Origin of the sequence: Polaribacter sejongensis, assembly GCF_038024065.1 — a bacterium.
GTDB classification, from domain to species: domain Bacteria; phylum Bacteroidota; class Bacteroidia; order Flavobacteriales; family Flavobacteriaceae; genus Polaribacter; species Polaribacter sejongensis.
In genome coordinates this window covers 3,818,461-3,836,507 of sequence record NZ_CP150667.1, presented here as the reverse complement: position 1 = coordinate 3,836,507, position 18,047 = coordinate 3,818,461, and the positions used below count along the sequence as shown (strand labels likewise).

Annotated in this window: 15 protein-coding genes and 1 pseudogene; 12 read left to right on the top strand and 4 right to left on the bottom strand. The window is 30.6% G+C overall.

The window, feature by feature from the left end; translation table 11 throughout:
- Window positions 1-33 precede the first annotated feature (33 nt).
- Window positions 34-1,656, top strand: a complete 1,623-nt coding sequence (locus WHD08_RS15780) for a 4Fe-4S binding protein (RefSeq protein WP_208890131.1) — start codon at window positions 34-36, stop codon at window positions 1,654-1,656.
- A 223-nt stretch (window positions 1,657-1,879) separates the two neighbouring features.
- Window positions 1,880-2,139 (top strand): annotated as a pseudogene (locus WHD08_RS15775) (FeS-binding protein); the annotation flags it as partial.
- 178 nt (window positions 2,140-2,317) lie between these two features.
- Here the strand turns inward: WHD08_RS15775 and WHD08_RS15770 are convergent.
- Both WHD08_RS15770 and WHD08_RS15765 read right to left on the bottom strand, forming a co-directional pair.
- The gene (locus WHD08_RS15770) at window positions 2,318-3,319 is read right to left on the bottom strand and encodes a fasciclin domain-containing protein (RefSeq protein ID WP_208890132.1); all 1,002 of its coding nucleotides are present in this window, start codon (window positions 3,317-3,319) and stop codon (window positions 2,318-2,320) included.
- Between the two features lie 26 nt (window positions 3,320-3,345).
- Complete coding sequence (locus WHD08_RS15765) at window positions 3,346-4,239, bottom strand: hypothetical protein (protein ID WP_244183294.1); 894 nt, start codon at window positions 4,237-4,239, stop codon at window positions 3,346-3,348.
- Window positions 4,240-4,453: 214 nt separating this feature from the next.
- Between WHD08_RS15765 and WHD08_RS15760 the strand changes: the two genes are divergently transcribed.
- The 6 genes from WHD08_RS15760 to WHD08_RS15735 all read left to right on the top strand — a co-directional run bounded on the left by WHD08_RS15760 (window position 4,454) and on the right by WHD08_RS15735 (window position 10,440).
- A complete protein-coding gene (locus WHD08_RS15760) occupies window positions 4,454-4,921 on the top strand; it encodes a toxin-antitoxin system YwqK family antitoxin (RefSeq protein WP_208890133.1) in 468 nt (155 codons plus the stop codon).
- Entirely contained in the window at window positions 4,921-5,613 is a 693-nt protein-coding gene (locus WHD08_RS15755) for a glycosyltransferase family 2 protein (protein WP_208890134.1), read from the top strand. The genes WHD08_RS15760 and WHD08_RS15755 overlap by 1 nt, the downstream gene beginning before the upstream one ends.
- A 56-nt stretch (window positions 5,614-5,669) precedes the next feature.
- Window positions 5,670-7,103, top strand: a complete 1,434-nt coding sequence (locus tag WHD08_RS15750) for a cellulose synthase family protein (protein WP_422894393.1) — start codon at window positions 5,670-5,672, stop codon at window positions 7,101-7,103.
- Window positions 7,103-8,521, top strand: a complete 1,419-nt coding sequence (locus WHD08_RS15745; protein WP_208890136.1) for a mannosyltransferase — start codon at window positions 7,103-7,105, stop codon at window positions 8,519-8,521. The genes WHD08_RS15750 and WHD08_RS15745 overlap by 1 nt, the downstream gene beginning before the upstream one ends.
- Before the next feature lie 61 nt (window positions 8,522-8,582).
- A complete protein-coding gene (locus WHD08_RS15740) occupies window positions 8,583-9,611 on the top strand; it encodes a LacI family DNA-binding transcriptional regulator (protein ID WP_165732446.1) in 1,029 nt (342 codons plus the stop codon).
- A 22-nt stretch (window positions 9,612-9,633) separates the two neighbouring features.
- Window positions 9,634-10,440, top strand: a complete 807-nt coding sequence (locus WHD08_RS15735; RefSeq protein WP_208890137.1) for an HAD family hydrolase — start codon at window positions 9,634-9,636, stop codon at window positions 10,438-10,440.
- Window positions 10,441-10,451: 11 nt separating this feature from the next.
- Here the strand turns inward: WHD08_RS15735 and WHD08_RS15730 are convergent, their stop codons facing one another.
- Both WHD08_RS15730 and WHD08_RS15725 read right to left on the bottom strand, forming a co-directional pair.
- The gene (locus WHD08_RS15730) at window positions 10,452-11,294 is read right to left on the bottom strand and encodes a glucosaminidase domain-containing protein (RefSeq protein ID WP_208890138.1); all 843 of its coding nucleotides are present in this window, start codon (window positions 11,292-11,294) and stop codon (window positions 10,452-10,454) included.
- Entirely contained in the window at window positions 11,291-12,250 is a 960-nt protein-coding gene (locus tag WHD08_RS15725) for a 1-aminocyclopropane-1-carboxylate deaminase/D-cysteine desulfhydrase (RefSeq protein ID WP_373942397.1), read from the bottom strand. Before WHD08_RS15725 ends, WHD08_RS15730 begins: the two co-directional genes overlap by 4 nt.
- Window positions 12,251-12,829: 579 nt before the next feature.
- Here WHD08_RS15725 and WHD08_RS15720 point away from each other — a divergent pair.
- The 4 genes from WHD08_RS15720 (at window position 12,830) to WHD08_RS15705 (ending at window position 17,993) form a co-directional block, all read left to right on the top strand.
- Entirely contained in the window at window positions 12,830-14,275 is a 1,446-nt protein-coding gene (locus WHD08_RS15720) for a RimK family protein (protein ID WP_165732441.1), read from the top strand.
- 1 nt (window position 14,276) lies between these two features.
- Window positions 14,277-15,509 (top strand): glutamate-cysteine ligase family protein, encoded by a 1,233-nt coding sequence (locus WHD08_RS15715; protein ID WP_208890139.1) that lies wholly within the window; start codon window positions 14,277-14,279, stop codon window positions 15,507-15,509.
- A 2-nt stretch (window positions 15,510-15,511) separates the two neighbouring features.
- Window positions 15,512-16,192 carry an N-formylglutamate amidohydrolase gene (locus tag WHD08_RS15710; protein ID WP_208890140.1) on the top strand — a complete coding sequence of 227 codons (681 nt, stop codon included), beginning with the start codon at window positions 15,512-15,514 and terminating at the stop codon, window positions 16,190-16,192.
- Between the two features lie 532 nt (window positions 16,193-16,724).
- The gene (locus tag WHD08_RS15705; RefSeq protein WP_208890141.1) at window positions 16,725-17,993 is read left to right on the top strand and encodes a DUF2254 domain-containing protein; all 1,269 of its coding nucleotides are present in this window, start codon (window positions 16,725-16,727) and stop codon (window positions 17,991-17,993) included.
- Window positions 17,994-18,047 lie beyond the last annotated feature (54 nt).

The following is an 18,047-nucleotide window of genomic DNA, read 5'->3' as shown; positions in this document are numbered from 1 at the left end:
TCCAATTTTAACTCATAATACCCCATACTTATTTTGAAACTCATAAAACAATCAGGTTTAATCATTTTCTTAGCAGGATTAACCTTCTTTATAGCTACAATTTTTACAGGTTCTTTTAGCTTAAAACAAGCCGAATTAGATACTTTTATAAAAGAAAAAGGCTATAAAAGTGAAATTATAAAAGAAGAATTATCAAAGGCAATTGTAACACAAGAAAACTTAAATATTTTTCAATTCTCTAGCCGTGTAATCAATGCTTACGAAACCTCTAACAATCATTACGATGCGTTAATTGCTAAATATGATTCAGAGAAAAATTGGGACGCAAAAGGAAAACAATTTCAATATAAAATCTCAGGAAAACCACATAGTGTCAGTTTTGAACTTGCAAAAAAATCTGGTAAAGGTTTTGCTGCAGACAATACAGGTTTAGCTTGGTTTTTAACCTTTGGTTTAGGTATTATTGGGGCACTTATGTTTATTGTACCTGATGTAATTTTATTAGGTAAACCTGGAATAAAAAACGATGGAATTTTCTTAAGCGCAGTAACCAACCGTGGTTGGATTGGTTGGTTTACTTTTGTCTTTTTAGTAACTTTTTATATTCTACTTTATTTTTATCCAGATTTTATTGTAAACTGGGTGTATTTAGTCGATCCAATTAGTAAATCTCTAAGCGGTAACCCAGCTGGTCAATGGTTTTTATATGGTTATTTATACTGTGTTGTTATGACAGTTATGGCAGTGAGAATGTATATAAAATACCGTCATAATAAATACCAAATATTAAGAACAACTTCTGTTTTATTCTTTCAAATTGTATTTGCATTTTTAATTCCAGAAATTTTAGTTCGATTCGAAAAACCTTGGTACGATTTTAAAAACGCATTCCCTTTAGATTACGACTTTTTCTTTAGATGGAATCTAGAAGAGCTACTTGCTAGCGGCGGTTTTGGTTTATTCATATTAGTTTGGGGAGTTGTTTTAACTATTGTAGTTGTACCTGTAATGGTTTATTTCTTCGGAAAAAGATGGTACTGTTCTTGGGTTTGTGGTTGTGGTGGATTAGCTGAAACTTTAGGAGATCCTTATAGACAAAACTCAAGTAAAACTTTACTTTCTTGGAGAGTAGAACGTATTGTAATTCATACTGTTTTAATTTTTGTTTTGGTAATGACCGGTTTTGCTTTGTACACTTTCTTTACGCAAGAAAGTCAAGTTTTAGGTATTAAGACACAAACAATTCAAGATATTTATGGCTTTTTAATAGGTGCTATTTTTGCAGGAGTAATTGGTACAGGTTTCTATCCTATTTTTGGGAATAGAGTTTGGTGTCGTTTTGGTTGTCCGTTGGCTGCATATTTAGGTTTTGTACAACGTTTTAAATCAAGATTTAGAATTACCACAAATGGTGGACAATGTATTTCTTGTGGAAACTGTTCTACGTATTGTGAACAAGGAATTGATGTAAGAGCTTATGCTCAAAAAGGAGAGAACATTATACGTTCTAGTTGTGTTGGTTGTGGTATCTGTTCTGCAGTTTGCCCAAGAGGAGTTTTAAAATTAGAAAACGGACCAGAAGAAGGTAGAATTAATCCTACAGAAATTTTATTAGGAAACGATGTTGACTTAATGGATTTGATGAATAAGAAATAATAATAAACTTTACGACTTATTTTAAAGATATACTTAAAAACATTTCTTTATGTTAGAAAGAACACTAAACACATATTCCTGAATGTAAAAATTCATTTTTTTATAAAAAAAATAAAGCCACAAATTATATTTGTGGCTTTATAAATTAAACTAAACTGACATTCAATTTTAGTATAGATTTGGTAATAAAACTCCATCTATTACGTAAACCATACCATTGATACTTACCACAAATGGACGACAATGTATTTCTCGTAGAAACTTTTCTACCAATTGTGAGCAAGGAATTGATGTAAAAACTTATCCACAACAAAAAGGAAGAAACATTATACGTTATAGCGTATTAGTTGTGGTTTCTGTTCTGCAATTTATCTAAGAGGAGTTTTAAAATTAGAAAACACTCCAGAAGAAGGTAGTATTAATGCTTCATCAATTTTATTAGGAAACGATGTTAATCTAACAGATTTGATGAATAAGAAGTAGAAGTAAACTTTACGACCTATTTTAAAGCTATTTAAATATCCTTAAAGGCATTTCTTTATGTTAGTAAAAAACCTAAACACATATTCCTGAATATAAAAAATCATTTTTTTGTAAAAAAATAAAGCCACAAAATAAATTTGTGGCTTTAAAAATCAAACTAAACTAACACTCTATTTTATTATAGATTTGGTAATAATACTCTATCTATTACGTGAACGATACCATTTGTTGTTTGTACATCTGGTATTACCATATTTGCAACTTCACCACTATTTCCTAAACCAGTAACCGTAAGTGTACCATTCGTAAAAGCACCTAAAGTTAAATCATCTCCTCCTAATGGAGATACTGCTCCTGCACTTAACTCTGAAGTAAATTTACCATCGTTTGCTATTACATGGTTTAAAAGTACTGATCTTACTACCTCTACTGGTAATTGACGAATATCTTCTGGTTTTGTGAAAGTTAATCCTAATGCAGTTCCTAAATCAACAAATGCTTGATCCGTTGGAGCAAATACTGTAAATGACGGGCTACCTTCTGAAGCAGAAAGTGCTCCTGCTAAATCTGCATAAAGAACAGCTTCCACTAAATAAGTTAATTCTGGTGCCGTAAAAACCTGAGCAGTTTGAAGTGCTATTGCAGTTTGTACAATATCAGCTCCAGAAGCAATCATAACTTTATCAATTACGTGCACAGTACCATTACTTGCCATAACATCGGTTGCCAATATTTTAGAACCATTGATATAAGTATCCCCATCACGAGTTACAAAACGTCTGTCAATTCCAAGAGCAGATGTTGAAGAAACATCAGCAGAAATTGCTGAATTAAGTAAGTTTCCATTAGAAACATGATATAATAATGTATTCGTCAAAAATGATTTTTGAAGTGCTCCTAAAGTATTTTCATTTAATCCTAATCTTGCAAAAGCATCATTAGTTGGTGCAAAAACGGTATAATCTCCAGAAACATCTCCTGGATTAGGGTTACTTAAAACAACAGCAACACCACCAGCTACAGCTGCAGCTTCTAACGTACTAAAATCTTGGTTTGTAACAGCAATATTAGCTACAGAAGGTAATTCTTCTTCGTAATTAGATGTTGTTTCACATGAACTTAATGTACTAATAGCCATAGCTGACATTAATATATATTTTGATATAGATAAATTTTTCATAATTGTATATATTTTTTATTTATTGATTAAAATGAGTAAACAACACCACCGTAAACCCCTGTAGATTTACCAACGTTTCTACCACTTACATAACTACTTACTCCTGCTGTTATACCTACAGATTTATCTAATGGCACAAAACCATTAACACCTATTCTTGTATAATTTACACGTGTTGCAGGAAAAAAGCCTTCAAAACCTTCTCCTAAAATATCTACACCATCTTTATCTGATAATTGATTAGCAACAAACCCATCTACGTAAAATTTAGAGGATGCGTACCCTAACTTTAATTCTGTGATAAAAGCATTTGGAACATCGTTACCTCTTAAACTGTAACCAGCCTGACCTGTTGCAAACATTCCTGAATCGTTTTTAAAAGTAGCAATACCAAAAGCACTAAACTTAGTCGACTCATTTCCAATAGCAATAATAGATTGTAAACCTTCATCTGCGCTGTAACTACCTAAAGGTGTTTCTAAACCAGCAGCTCCAATTAGAGATAAAGAGTTTTTATCAAAATCAAAAGTGTGAATTTTATACTTCGCATAAATTTTTAAATCTTGTAATCCTTTTCTTTCATTCTCAAAGCCATTATTAGCTAAAACTTCACTACTTGCATTTCCTTCAGATTTAATATAAGGTACATTTAATACAATATTAAAATTATCGGTAACACCAATTTCTCCGTATAAAGAAATACTTGTTGTAGTTACATCATTAAATACAGGTACTCCGTCTACCTCATTAGGCACTAAAAACACCTTACTATAAGATTCTTGAGAATAAGATAAAACCAAAGCGCCTTCTCCTGTTTTTTTCATAAATCCACTTACTGGGCTCTGAGCCATACAAATAGTGGTAAACATCATGCATAATCCTGCAAGAGTTCCAATGTTATTCATTTTTTTAATTGTCATAATTGTTTTGTTTTAAATGTTAGTGACACCATATTTACGTAAAAAAACAAGTGGCGGTTTTAAAATTTTTTAAAAAACCTTAAATAAAAAAATTACGTATGTATTATATACAAGAAATAAGCGACTACATCAAAGGTTAACGAGTTTATGAATTTTATTAATTAACCTATAAATAGCAGCTAATTAACTTCAATACACTAAAGAACAAGAAACTATGATTCTTAAATATGCATTATGTCTCTTTTTTATTTCAACCTATGCTCAAAATGAAAAAGAATTTGTACAAATTTTTAATACTCAAGGAAATTTACAATCTAAAGGATGGGTTCAAAATAATGAAAAGGTAGATTTCTGGACTTTTTATCATTCAAATGGTAACATTTCAAAAAAAGGTCATTTTAATCACGATAAAAAAAATGGATATTGGTACTTTTACACCGAAAATAAAATATTATTAAAAGAAGGTACTTATACGAATGATTCTGCTAATAATTGGTGGACCTTCTATACTAATAAAGAGAAGAAAAAAATTCAGTTTAAAAACGGTGTTAAAGATGGTTATGCATTAGTTTATAAAAATAATCGTTTAGAAAAAGCAGAGCATTATAGCGCAAACGAAAAAACTGGAGAGTGGACATCTTATTTTGTATTTAAGAAGGATAATCCAAATGTAAAATTTTAATGGATCAACTAATAAAAGTAATTATACCTGCTTATAACGAGCAAGATTCTATAGCAAATGTTATTAACGACATTCCTAAAATAGTAAATGAAGTTATTGTAATTAGCAACAACTCTACAGACAATACAGAAGTTAATGCAAAAAATGCAGGTGCAACTGTTTTAACAGAAACTAGAAAAGGATATGGTTTTGCTTGCTTAAAAGGAATGGAATACATTAGTCAGCAAGAAATAAAACCTACTATTATTGTATTTTTAGATGGAGATTATTCTGATTACCCAGAACAGTTAACAGAAATAATTCACCCAATCTTACATGATAATATCGATTTTGTAATTGGTTCTCGTGTAAAAGATACGAGAGAAAGTGGTTCTATGACACCGCAACAGGTGTTTGGTAATTGGCTAGCTACTTTTTTAATGTCGTTATTTTTTGGCGCAAAATATACAGATTTAGGTCCTTTTAGAGCTATAAAATATGATAAATTACTAGCTCTAAACATGGTAGACAAGACTTATGGCTGGACGGTAGAAATGCAATTAAAAGCATTAAAACAAAAATTAAGTTACGTAGAAATCCCTGTAAAATATAGAAATAGAATAGGCGTTTCTAAAGTATCAGGTACTGTAAAAGGAAGTATCTTTGCAGGAGTTAAAATATTAGGTTGGATTTTTAAATACAGTTTTAAATAGTGGTTATAGAATACATTATTATAATTATTTACTCGTTATCGTTATTGCTCATTTTTATGTATGCATTAGCGCAATTAAATTTGCTTTTAAATTATTTAAAAGCAAGAAAGAAAGTAGATAACTCAGAAAAATATAATTTCTCAAATACAAATGAGATTCCATTTATTACCATACAGTTACCCGTTTATAACGAGTTGTATGTAATGGAGCGCTTGTTAAAAAACATTGCGTTATTAGAATACCCAAGAGAAAAGTTAGAAATTCAGGTTTTAGATGATTCTACCGATGAGTCTGTAGAAATTACCGCTAAACTTATCAAAGAAATTCAAGCACTTGGCATAGATATTCAGCATACTAGAAGAAGCAATAGACAAGGCTTTAAAGCAGGTGCGTTAAAAGAAGGTTTAAAAACAGCTAAAGGAGAATTCATTGCTATTTTTGATGCAGATTTTTTACCAGAACCAGATTGGTTATACAAAACTGTTCCCTATTTTAAGGACCCAGAAATTGGTGTTGTTCAAACACGCTGGGGACATATAAACAGAGATTATTCTACGCTTACCAAAATTCAGGCTTTTGCCTTAGACGCACACTTTACGCTAGAACAAGTGGGTAGAAATAGTCAGGGACATTTTATTAACTTTAATGGTACTGCTGGTCTTTGGAGAAAAGAATGTATTTATGATGCTGGTAACTGGGAAGGAGACACGCTTACTGAAGATTTAGATTTAAGTTATAGAGCACAATTAAAAAATTGGAAGTTTAAATACCTAGAAAACGTAGTTACACCGGCAGAATTACCGGTAGTTATTAGCGCTGCTAGATCTCAACAATTTAGATGGAATAAAGGTGGTGCAGAGAATTTTCAGAAAATGATGAAACGTGTTATTAAAAGTAAGAACGTTCCTTTTAAAACTAAAATTCATAGTTTATTGCACTTATTAAACAGTTCGATGTTTACGTGTATTTTCTTGGTGGCAGTTTTAAGTGTGCCTATGTTGTACATTAAAAATGAATATGCGCATCTAAAAATATACTTTTATGTCATGAGCTTTTTTGTAATAAGTTCATTAATCTTTTTCGTCTGTTATTGGTTTATGTTTAAAGCAATTTACGGTGGCGGATTTATAAAATTCATAAAATATATTGGATCTTTTTTTACATTTTTCTCAATTGCAATGGGATTTTCTTTACACAATACAATTGCTGTTTTAGAAGGTCATTTAGGTAAAAAAAGTGAATTTATAAGAACTCCAAAATTCAATATCAATGGATTAAAAGGAGAATGGAAAAGCAATAAATACATTAAGAAAAAGCCCTCTTTTCATGTTATTTTAGAAGGTTTATTGGCTCTATATTTCGTTTTTGGTATGTACAGTGCATTTATTGTAGGAAACCAAGGTGGAGATTTCGGTTTATTTCCTTTTCACTTTATGCTTTTTATTGGGTATAGTTATGTATTCGTTAAATCAATATTCTCGAAAGCTTAATGTCGTCTTTTACCAAATACAAAGACCTATTCCTAATTTTAATTAGCACACTTTTATATGTAACTTTTGCCTATTATTTAGAAAGAACAGAATTCTATAAACTTTTATTTTTATGGTTTTCGCTTTTTACTTGTTTCTTTTTTTTGATCAAAAGCAAATCCATAAACACATCAACTTTAATTGGATTAGTTATTCTTTTTAGGTTGATTTTCCTCTTCGCTATCCCAAATTTATCTCAAGATTTCTATAGATTTATTTGGGATGGACGTATGATTCTTGAAGGGTTGAATCCGTATTTATCATTACCAAAAAACTTCATTCAACAAGGTCTTCACCCAATAGCAGAAACATCTAATTTGTATGTTGGTATGGGCGAGATGAATGGAAGCCATTTTACTAATTACCCACCTATTAACCAGCTTTGTTTTTTAATAGCTGCGTTGTTTGCTAGTAAAAGTATATTTGGTTCTATTGTAGTTTTAAGGCTAATTATTATTCTTGCAGATATTGGAATCCTGTATTTCGGAAAGAAACTACTAGAAAGATTAAACTTGCCTGTAAAAAACATCTTTTTATATGCATTAAATCCGCTTATAATTATAGAAATGACGGGGAACTTGCATTTTGAGCCGGTTATGTTATTTTTCTTAATTTGGAGTTTTTACAAATTACATCAACAAAAATGGATATGGGCCGCAGTACTTTTAGCTTGCTCTGTTTCTGTAAAGTTAATTCCGCTATTGTTTTTACCCTTGTTTTTTCAATGGTTTGTTCAAAAATCTTCTAATAAAAAAGAGGTTACTTCTTCGAACACTCCTCGTAATACTTTTAGTGTAAAATGGATTCCTACCTTCTCAGGGATAAAAAAACTAATAGGCTTTTATGCAATAACATTAACAACAATCATCATTTTATTTCTTCCTTTTTACTCATCAGAATTCATTAATAATTATGCTAATTCTGTTGGTTTATGGTTTAGAAACTTTGAATTTAATGCAAGTTTCTATTATATTTTTAGAGAAATTGGTTACCAATTTAGAGGCTATAATGAAATTGCAATTATTGGAAAAATCACTCCCATTTTAACTATTTTATTTCTTGTTATACTCACTTTTTTCAGAAAAAACAACACTATAATTCCGTTAATCACAGCAATGTTATTTGGATTGTGTTTTTACTACTTTACGGCAACAACTGTACATCCTTGGTATCTGGCAACACCTTTAATTTTATCTGTATTTACGAAGTATCGTTTTCCTGTAATTTGGACAATTGTAATTATTTTTAGCTATCAAGCCTATGCAAATATTCCTTGGAAAGAAAACCTTTGGTTTGTTGGTACAGAATACGTTATCCTCTATGTTTATCTTATTTTTGAGCTTCTAAAGAATCCTCAATATTATAAAATTGTAAAATAATCAATTTTAGCTATTATATTCCGAGAATTTTGTATTTTAGTCTTTAATTTTTGAATCAAATATGAAAAGACTTACCATAAAAGACATTGCTAAAGAATTTAATGTTTCTATTTCTACTGTTTCTAAAGCACTTAATGACAGTTATGAAATTAGCGTAAGTACAAAAGATAAAATTCAAAAATACGCTAAAGAAAAAAACTACAAACCTAACTTTAACGCACTAAGTTTAAAGAATAGACAGACCAAAACTATCGGAATTATCATTCCGAATATGTTAAACTATTTTTTTGCTCAGGTATTTAACGGAATCGAAAAAGTTGCCAACGACAGAGGTTATAAAATAATTTCATGTATTTCTAATGAATCCTTTAAGAAAGAAGTAGAAACTATTGAAATGCTTTCTAACGGAAGTATAGATGGTTTTATATTATCGCTTGCAGAAGAAACGGTTTCTAAAGGAGATTATAAACACTTTCAAGAAGTTTTAGACAATGACACTCCAATTGTTATGTTTGATAGAGTTGCAGAAAAATTAAAGTGCGACAAGGTAGTTACAGATAATTTTGACAGTGCAAGAAGTACCGTCTCTTATTTAGTAAAATCTGGTCATAAAAATATTGCCTTTATTTCTACAATGAATAATTTAGATATTGGAAGAAGAAGACAATTAGGTTATTTAAAAGGTTTGGAAGATTATAATCTTAAAGCCGAAAAAAACCTGATCATAAATATTGATGACAACTATAAAAACTACGAGAATATTTTAACTCCTATTTTTAAAGACAACACCATAGATAGTGTTATTGCTACAGACGAATCTTCTGCTATTGCAGCAATGAAAGTAGCTATAAAACAAGGACATAAAATACCAGAAAATTTTTCCGTTATTTCTTTTTCTAACGGAATCTTAGCAAGACACTCTAGTCCAAGAATGACTACTGTTAGCCAACATGGAGAGATTATGGGAGCTACAGCTGCAGAAATGCTAATTAACAGACTAGAAGACAAATCTAAGGTTAAGAAAAAGCATGAAACTGTTATTGTTAAAACAGATTTAGTAGAAAGAAATTCTACTAAAAACATATTATAATTCCAACTCTACATACAGCATAATGAATTTATCTAAAGTAAAATTAGTAGTTTCTGATATGGATGGAACATTACTAAACTCAAAAGGTGAAGTAAGCACCTTATTCTTTGACTTACTTAAACAACTGAAAGAAAAAAATATCACTTTTTGCGCTGCAAGCGGAAGACAATATAATAGTATTGTTTCTAAACTAGATGCTATTAAAAATGATATTTATGTAATTGCAGAAAATGGTGGAATTGCAAAAAAAAATGATGATTTATTAGTCTTAAATTTACTTTCTGCAGAGAAAATTAAAAAAATTCTTCCGATTTTAAAAAGTATAGAAAACTCTCATGTGGTTTTGTGTGGAAAAAATGGCGCATTTATAGATTCTAAAGATGAAGATTTTATTGATTTGTTTCAAGAATATTATACCAAATACCAAATTGTAGATGATTTATATAGCATTATAGACAACGAGGATTTCTTAAAAGTAGCAATTTATCATTTTACATCTTCAGAAGAATATGTATACCCACTTATAAAAGATTTTGATGAAGATTTATTAATTAAAATCTCAGGCAAAAACTGGCTAGATATTTCTGATAAAAAATCAAATAAAGGAAATGCTTTAAGAGAGGTTCAAAAAATCTTAAATATTACCAAAGAAGAAACGATGGTTTTTGGTGATTACCATAATGATATAGAAATGTTAAGAGAGGCCGATTTTAGTTTTTCTATGAAAAATGCTCATAAAGACATTACCAAAATTGCTAATTACGCTACCGAAAGTAATGATAACTATGGGGTAGAAAAGATATTAGCTCAATTAATAGAAGCTAAATAACAAACTTGCTTTTATCTAGTAAGCAAGTGTTGCCCAATAGATATTGTATTATCTTTTAAGCCGTTAATTTCTTTAAGAACCTCAACACTTATTTTAAATTTTCTAGAAATAGAATACAACGTATCTCCTTTTTTAACTTCATAGTATTTACTAATAGTTTTTTGGAGACCTTTATCCTCTATCACAACTTTTGTATTTTTACGATCAACATTAAAGCCATTGCTTTTTATTTTATCAAATTCATGCAACCTGTAGTCTTCAATAATTTTAATAAGCTTATTAGGGTATTGCCTATCTGTAGCATATCCTGCCCTTCTTAACCCTTTAGCCCAACCTTTATAATCATCACTATGATAATCAAACAAAAAAGCATACCTTCTTCTTTGTGTTAAAAAGGCAGAATGATCATCATAAGAAGATTCTACATACTGGTATTTTCTAAAGCATTCTCCTTTATGATCATCATCATGATAAACGCGTTGTCCTTGCCATTCACTATGACATTTTATACCAAAGTGATTGTTAGATTTTAAAGCCAATTCACTCCTTCCTCTGCCCGATTCTAAAATACCTTGGGCTAACGTAATGCTGGCAGGAATTCTATGCAAGTGCATTTCTTTAACTGAAACTGCGGCATATTCTCTAATATAATCTAAAGTTTGTTTATTTAAGTTTGAGTTTTTAGTTATTAAATTTGTAGTTCGTTCTACTTCACTTGATGTAGGTGTTTTTACAGGCTTTGATTCATTTAAAACAACACCAGCATCCCTTTTAGTTCTACTAGCTTTTTTGCTAGACCCACAACTTGATAAAATTAATAAACTCACACAAAATAATACAACTCTTAACTTCATATACTTTTAATTATTGGCTCATTTTTCTTTTCTAACATCTGGTTAAATCCAGCTATCCCCTGAATTCCTCCTGTATGAATTGCTAAAATCTTAGTTCCTTCATCAAAAAAATCTTTTTTAATTAAATCTACAATACCAAACACCATTTTACCCGTATAAATAGGATCTAATAGAATACCTGTTTTATCTGTAAAATCATTAATAAATGTAATTAATTCTTCACTATGCTTAGCATAACCTCCAAAATGATATCCTTTTTGTAATTTCCAATTATCATTTTTAATAGTATATTTTTTTATTTCTTCGGATAAAAAGTTTCCTTTTAACGCAGGAAAACCTAATACCTTTTGTTTTCTTTTTAACGTTTTTATCAAACCAGCTAACGTACCTCCAGTACCAACTGCTGCACACACATAATTAAATTGAGCATCTTCTTTTGTTAAAATCTCTTCACAGCCATTCACTGCTAAAAAATTTGTTCCTCCTTCTGGAATTAAATAAAAATCACCCCATTTATTTTTCATTTTCTCTATAAAACCAAAAGACGTTTTTTGTCTGTATAATTCTCTAGAAACAAAATGAAATTTCATGCCATGTTCATGCGCAACCTTTAATGTTGGATTTTCTTCTAAAGTTTGTTCTAAGTTCTTCCCCAATTCCTCACCTCTAATAATACCAAAGGTTTTTAAGCCTTCCATTTTACCAGCAACTGCAGTTGCAACAATATGATTAGAATACGCACCTCCAAAAGTAAGTACCGCCTTCTTTTTAAGCTTTTTAGCTTCTTCTAAATTGTATTTTAACTTTCTAAATTTATTACCCGAAACAAAAGGGTGAATTAAATCTTCTCTTTTTATAAAAAGTTCTATATTTTTTTCTTCTAAAATAGGAAGAAAAACTTGTTGGTTCTCAGCGATAAAATCACTCTCGAAAAAGGTTTGGTTTGTATTACTCAATGTTAAGAATTTGTTACCGCAAAAATAACAGATATTATTTTGATACCTACATAATCTTCACTTTTTAAAGTTAAAACTGCAACTTAACATACTTTTTAGAAGAAACATACCCAAAACACCTTTAAATTAAACCCTTACCTAAAAACCTGCCATTAAAAAAGCTTACAAATAGTGGTTAAAGGAAGAAACAATTCTATTTAGATTTTAAAAATAGGTTATAAAAACAGAAATAAGCACCTAAGTTTTTGAGAACCTCATATAAAACCGTCAAATATTTCTACATAAAAGGAATAAAACATTGCTTTTCCTAAAGGATAAAGTAAGCTTCTTTATACTTAGAAATAACTAATTATCACTCACAACAAAACCAAATAGTTGGTTCTTTTTAACAATACTAAAATAAAACGAAATTCTAATCAACATAAAACACTAAAACAGATGAATATTAAACGCTTTAGCTACTGTTATAATGAAAGTTAACAACTAAAAAATAATTTATTATATTTTTCAACTCATGTATTTTCAATCAAAAAAAAGTATAATTTCACTTAAAATACATATCGCGATTATGCACCATAAATGAACAAATACATTGTTGCCAATCAACCAGAAAAATGGCTTTTTTCTATTGATAATATTACCGTAATTTCCTCACAAGAATATCTTACAAATCCCAAATATTCTACCATAAAAAAAGCGAGAATATTTAACCTTTGTAAAAACTACAGCTACCAATCTAAAGGCTACTATGTTTCTCTTTTAGCAGAAGCTAGAGGGCATTTAGCAATACCTACCGTAAAAAATATTGTAGATTTAAAAACATTAAAGCTGGTAAAAATAGTTTCTGATGAGTTTGATGACGAGATTCAGCAAAGCTTAAAAAACATTAAATCGAGATCTTTTACTTTAAGTATTTACTTTGGTCAGAATGTTGCTCAAAAATACAAAGGATTAAGCAGCTTGTTTTACAAACATTTTCAAGTACCTTTTTTACGTGTAAATTTCAATTTCAACAATAAGTGGAACATACAAAGTATCAAAGCTATTTCTGAATCTGAAATACCAAATGAACACTTAGAAAGTGTCTATGAATTTGCCAACCAGTATTTTTCTAAAAAACGTTATGACACGCCTAAACTAACCACTTCAGATTTTGATTTGGCCATATTAGTAGACCCAAATGATCCTGCACCACCAAGCAATGCAAAAGCACTAAAAAAGTTTGTAGACATTGCCGAGAAAATGAATATTTATGCAGAAATTATTGAACCAAAAGATTTAAGCAGATTATCGTCTTTTGATGCTTTATTTATCCGCCAAAGTACCGAAGTTAATAATGAAGCCTATGCCTTTGCCCGTAAAGCACAGCAAGAAGGTATTGCAATTATAGATTACCCAGACGCTATTTTAAAATGCTGCAATAAGGTTTTTATGGCAGAAGCTTTAAACAATGCCAATATTGCGACTCCAAAAACAATTATAGTTCATAAAGACAATATGGACGCTGTTATTGATAATGTAGGTTTACCATGTGTGCTAAAGGCGCCAGATTCTACTTTTTCTTTTGGTGTAAAAAAAGCAAAAACAGAAAGTGAGTATTATGATTTAGTAAATGATATGCTTAAAGAATCTGAACTTATCATTGCGCAAGAGTTTTGCCCTTCTGATTACGATTGGAGAATTGGTATTATAGACGATAAACCCTTTTTTGCTTGTAAATATTACATGGCAAAAGGACATTGGCAGATTTACAATTGGAGTGCAAAAAAGAAAAATGAACAAGATGGAGATGCAGATTGTTTGCCAATAGAAAAAGTACCAAAAGTAGTTTTAGACATGGCTTTAAAGTCGGCCAGAATTATGGGAAAAGGACTTTATGGAATAGATATAAAAGTAGTGAATAACAAACCAATGGTCATCGAAATTAACGACAACCCAAATGTAGATTTTGGAGTTGAAGATGCTTTCTATGGTGATTTGGTGTACACCGAAATTTTATCAGCATTAAAAAAACGTTTAGAATAAAATGGCTAAAAAATATAAATTATTTGAAGTGTATGGTATCGAGTTAGAATACATGCTAATTAATGATACTTCTTTTAAAGTTGCACCAATTGTAGATACTTTATTGACCAAAAAAAATGGCGAATTAACATCAGACATCGAAAATGGTGCTATTGCTTGGAGTAACGAGTTGGTGGCACATGTTGTAGAAATTAAAACCAATGGTCCAACAGCTAACCTTACCAATTTAGCGGATGAATTTCATAAAAATATTGTTGAAATTAATGCGCTTTTAAAACCATTAAACACCAAATTATTACCTACGGCGTGCCATCCTTTAATGAATCCTGCACAAGACACACAACTATGGAAACACAGTTATAGTGAGGTTTATGAATTATACAATCGTATTTTTGATTGTAAAGGACACGGTTGGTCTAACGTACAAAGTACCCATATTAATTTACCTTTTTATAATGATACTGAGTTTGAAAAGCTGCATGCTGCAATTCGTGTTATTCTACCATTAATCCCTGGCTTATGCGCTAGTTCTCCTGTTTTAGAAGGTAAACTTACAGGTTTTAAAGACACTCGCTTAGAGTTTTACAAAACCAATCAAAAAGAGATTCCGGAAATGACTGGTAGCGTTATTCCTGAGCAAGTTTTTTCTAAATCGGATTATCATAAAACTATTTTTGATCCTATTAAGACAAAGATTAAAAAACACGACACCAACAATATTTTAGATCATCATTTTCTAAATTCTAGAGGAGCCATTGCTCGTTTTGATAGAAATGCCATAGAAATTAGATTGGTAGACATACAAGAATGCCCTAAGGCAGATGTAGCTATTTGTGTTTTAATTATTGAAGTTTTAAAACAATTGGTAAACGGAAAGTTGTCTAGTTTACAATTGCAAAAGGAATGGAAAGAACAAGACCTATTCAGTATTTTAGACGATGCCATAAAACAAGGTGAAGATTATAAAATTACCAATAAAGAATATTTAGCTCTTTTTAATATTTATAAAAGCAGTACAATTCAAGAAATATGGAAACAACTCTTCGAGTTGGTGAAAGAAGATATCTCTGAAAACTACAAAGAAGCATTGCACATTATCTTTAAACACGGAACATTGGCAACAAGAATTGAAAATAATCTTAGCAATGATCTTTCTGAAGAAAACATTATAAATACCTACAACAAATTAGCAGATTGTTTAGAAACCAACACTCTTTTTATTCCAAATAATTAGGAATGAAACTTATTATAACTTGCGAGCATGGAGGAAATGAAATTCCAAATACCTACAAGACTCTTTTTACTGATAAAGAAATATTAAGCACGCACAGAGGTTATGATTTAGGAGCATTAGATGTTTTTAATTCGCTAAAAACGTTAGCAACCTACACTGATTACAGTAAAACAAGTAGACTGTTAATTGAGCTAAATAGATCTCTTTGGCATAAAAACTTATTCTCTGAATTCACTAAAAAACTATCTTTTATTGAAAAAGAACACCTCATTAAAAGTTATTATGAGGTGTATAGAAATAGGGTAGAAAATAAAATTAAAGCACTTATTACAAAGGAAAAAAAGGTTATACATCTTTCTATACACTCATTTACGCCTATTTTAAATGACGATGTTCGGAATTGTGATATTGGCTTGCTATATGATTCTTCAAATCCGCATGAAAAAAATATTGCCATACAACTTAAAGCTAGCTTGTATACAATAAACCCCAAATGGAATGTCCGTTTTAACTATCCTTATTTAGGAAAAGCAGACGGATTTACAACGTATTTAAGAAAGGCTTTTAGTAAAAAATATGTAGGAATTGAGGTTGAACTCAATCAAAAGTTTTCTAAAAATAACAGTATGAATTTGGAATTGAAAAATGATTTATACCAAGCAATTAGTGAGCTAAAAGATTAAAAACTCACAATGTCATTTCGAAATGAGTCTTTTTAGACGATTGAGAAATCTCATCATAATAAACCTATACTATGAGATTCCTCGTCGTGCCTCACTCGGAATGACAATCCGAATAAAAACTCACAATGTCATTTTGAAATGAGGCTTTTTGGACGATTGAGAAATCTCTTCATAATAAACCAACACTATGAGATTCCTCGTCGTGCTTCACTCGGAATGACACAAACCGACTGAAAACTCACAATGTCATTTCGAAATGAGGCTTTTTGGACGATTGAGAAATCTCATCAGAATAAACCTATACTATGAGATTCCTCGTCGTGCCTCACTCGGAATGACACAATCCGACTAAAAAACTCACATTGTCATTTCGAAATGAGGCCTTTTGGACGATTGAGAAATCTCATCAGAATAAACCCCAAACTTTAAGGTTCCTTGTCGTACCTAGCTCGGAATGACACAACTTGATTAAAAATTTGAATTTAACCTCTAAAAAAGGTAACTTCATCAAATAAATTAAGGAAAAAATCAAATGAAAAAAAAGTTCAGAATATATTATAACAGGCTTCGAGAGCAGCTATGGTTTAGACCATTACTCTTTTGTTTATTCTCCGTTGCAGGTGCTTTATTTGCGCATCAAGCCGATGGACTTGGAATTAATGATCTTGTTCCTGATATTGATATAGAGTCAATTGAAGGACTTTTAGACACAATCTCTGCAAGTATGTTGGTCATTTCCACATTTGCTGTTGCCTCAATCATTTCTGCATTCTCCTCCGCAAGCGATACAGCAACTCCAAGATCCTTCAAAATTGTTATCCAAGATGATGTATCTCAGAACGCACTGTCTGTTTTTATAGGAGCATTTATATTTAGTATCGTCGCTACAATTGCACTTGATAATGGCTATTATGGAAAAGCAGGGAGATTTATTCTCTTTTTGTTCACTTTAATATTTTTTACAATTGTAATACTCATCTTTTTAAGGTGGGTAGATAGAATTTCGAGATTAGGGCGTTTAGAACACACCATACGTCAAGTAGAAACAGTTGCATCCAAATCCTTATCAACATATATAAAACATCCTTATTTAAAAGGGCTTCCAATAAAAGATGAATTTATTGATGGAAAAACAATTTTTGCAAGTTCTACTGGATACGTGCAGCATATCAACATGGAATCTTTACAACTACTAGCTGAAGAAAAAGAGTTTAAAATTCAATTAAACTGTCTTCCGGGTAAGTTTGTCCATAAAAACTTTATTGTTGCATACCTTAAGTCAGAAAACACTTTAGATTTTGATCAAGCGCAAGAAGACATAAACAATTCTATTCATATAGGGCAAACTAGGTTATTTGACGAAGATCCTCGATTTGGGTTAATCTCATTAACTGAAATTGCAAGTAGAGCTTTATCACCTGGTATTAATGACCCTGGAACGGCAATTCAAATTATCGGAAGTCACGAAAGATTATTTTTTTTATGGAACGAAAAAACAAAAAATAGTGATAACAATGATGAAACGGTTCCTTTTGATCGTATTGAAGTCCCTAAAATCCCGATGCAAGATTTCTTTGATGATGCTTTTAGACCAATTGCCAGAGACGGTGCCGATAATATTGAGGTGATGCTAAGATTACAAAAAGCATTAACAGCTATAGAAACCCTTGCCAATCCAGAATTAAAAGAAATAGCAATGCAACATTCTATTAAGTCTTATAATAGAGCTGAATCTGAAATGAAATTTAAAGATGACCTCGCTATTTTAAAAACACATTCTTTATTTCATAAAAAACGTTAGAAAAACACCAAAGCAAAACTTATACTTGTAGAACATAAACTCGTAACGACATGC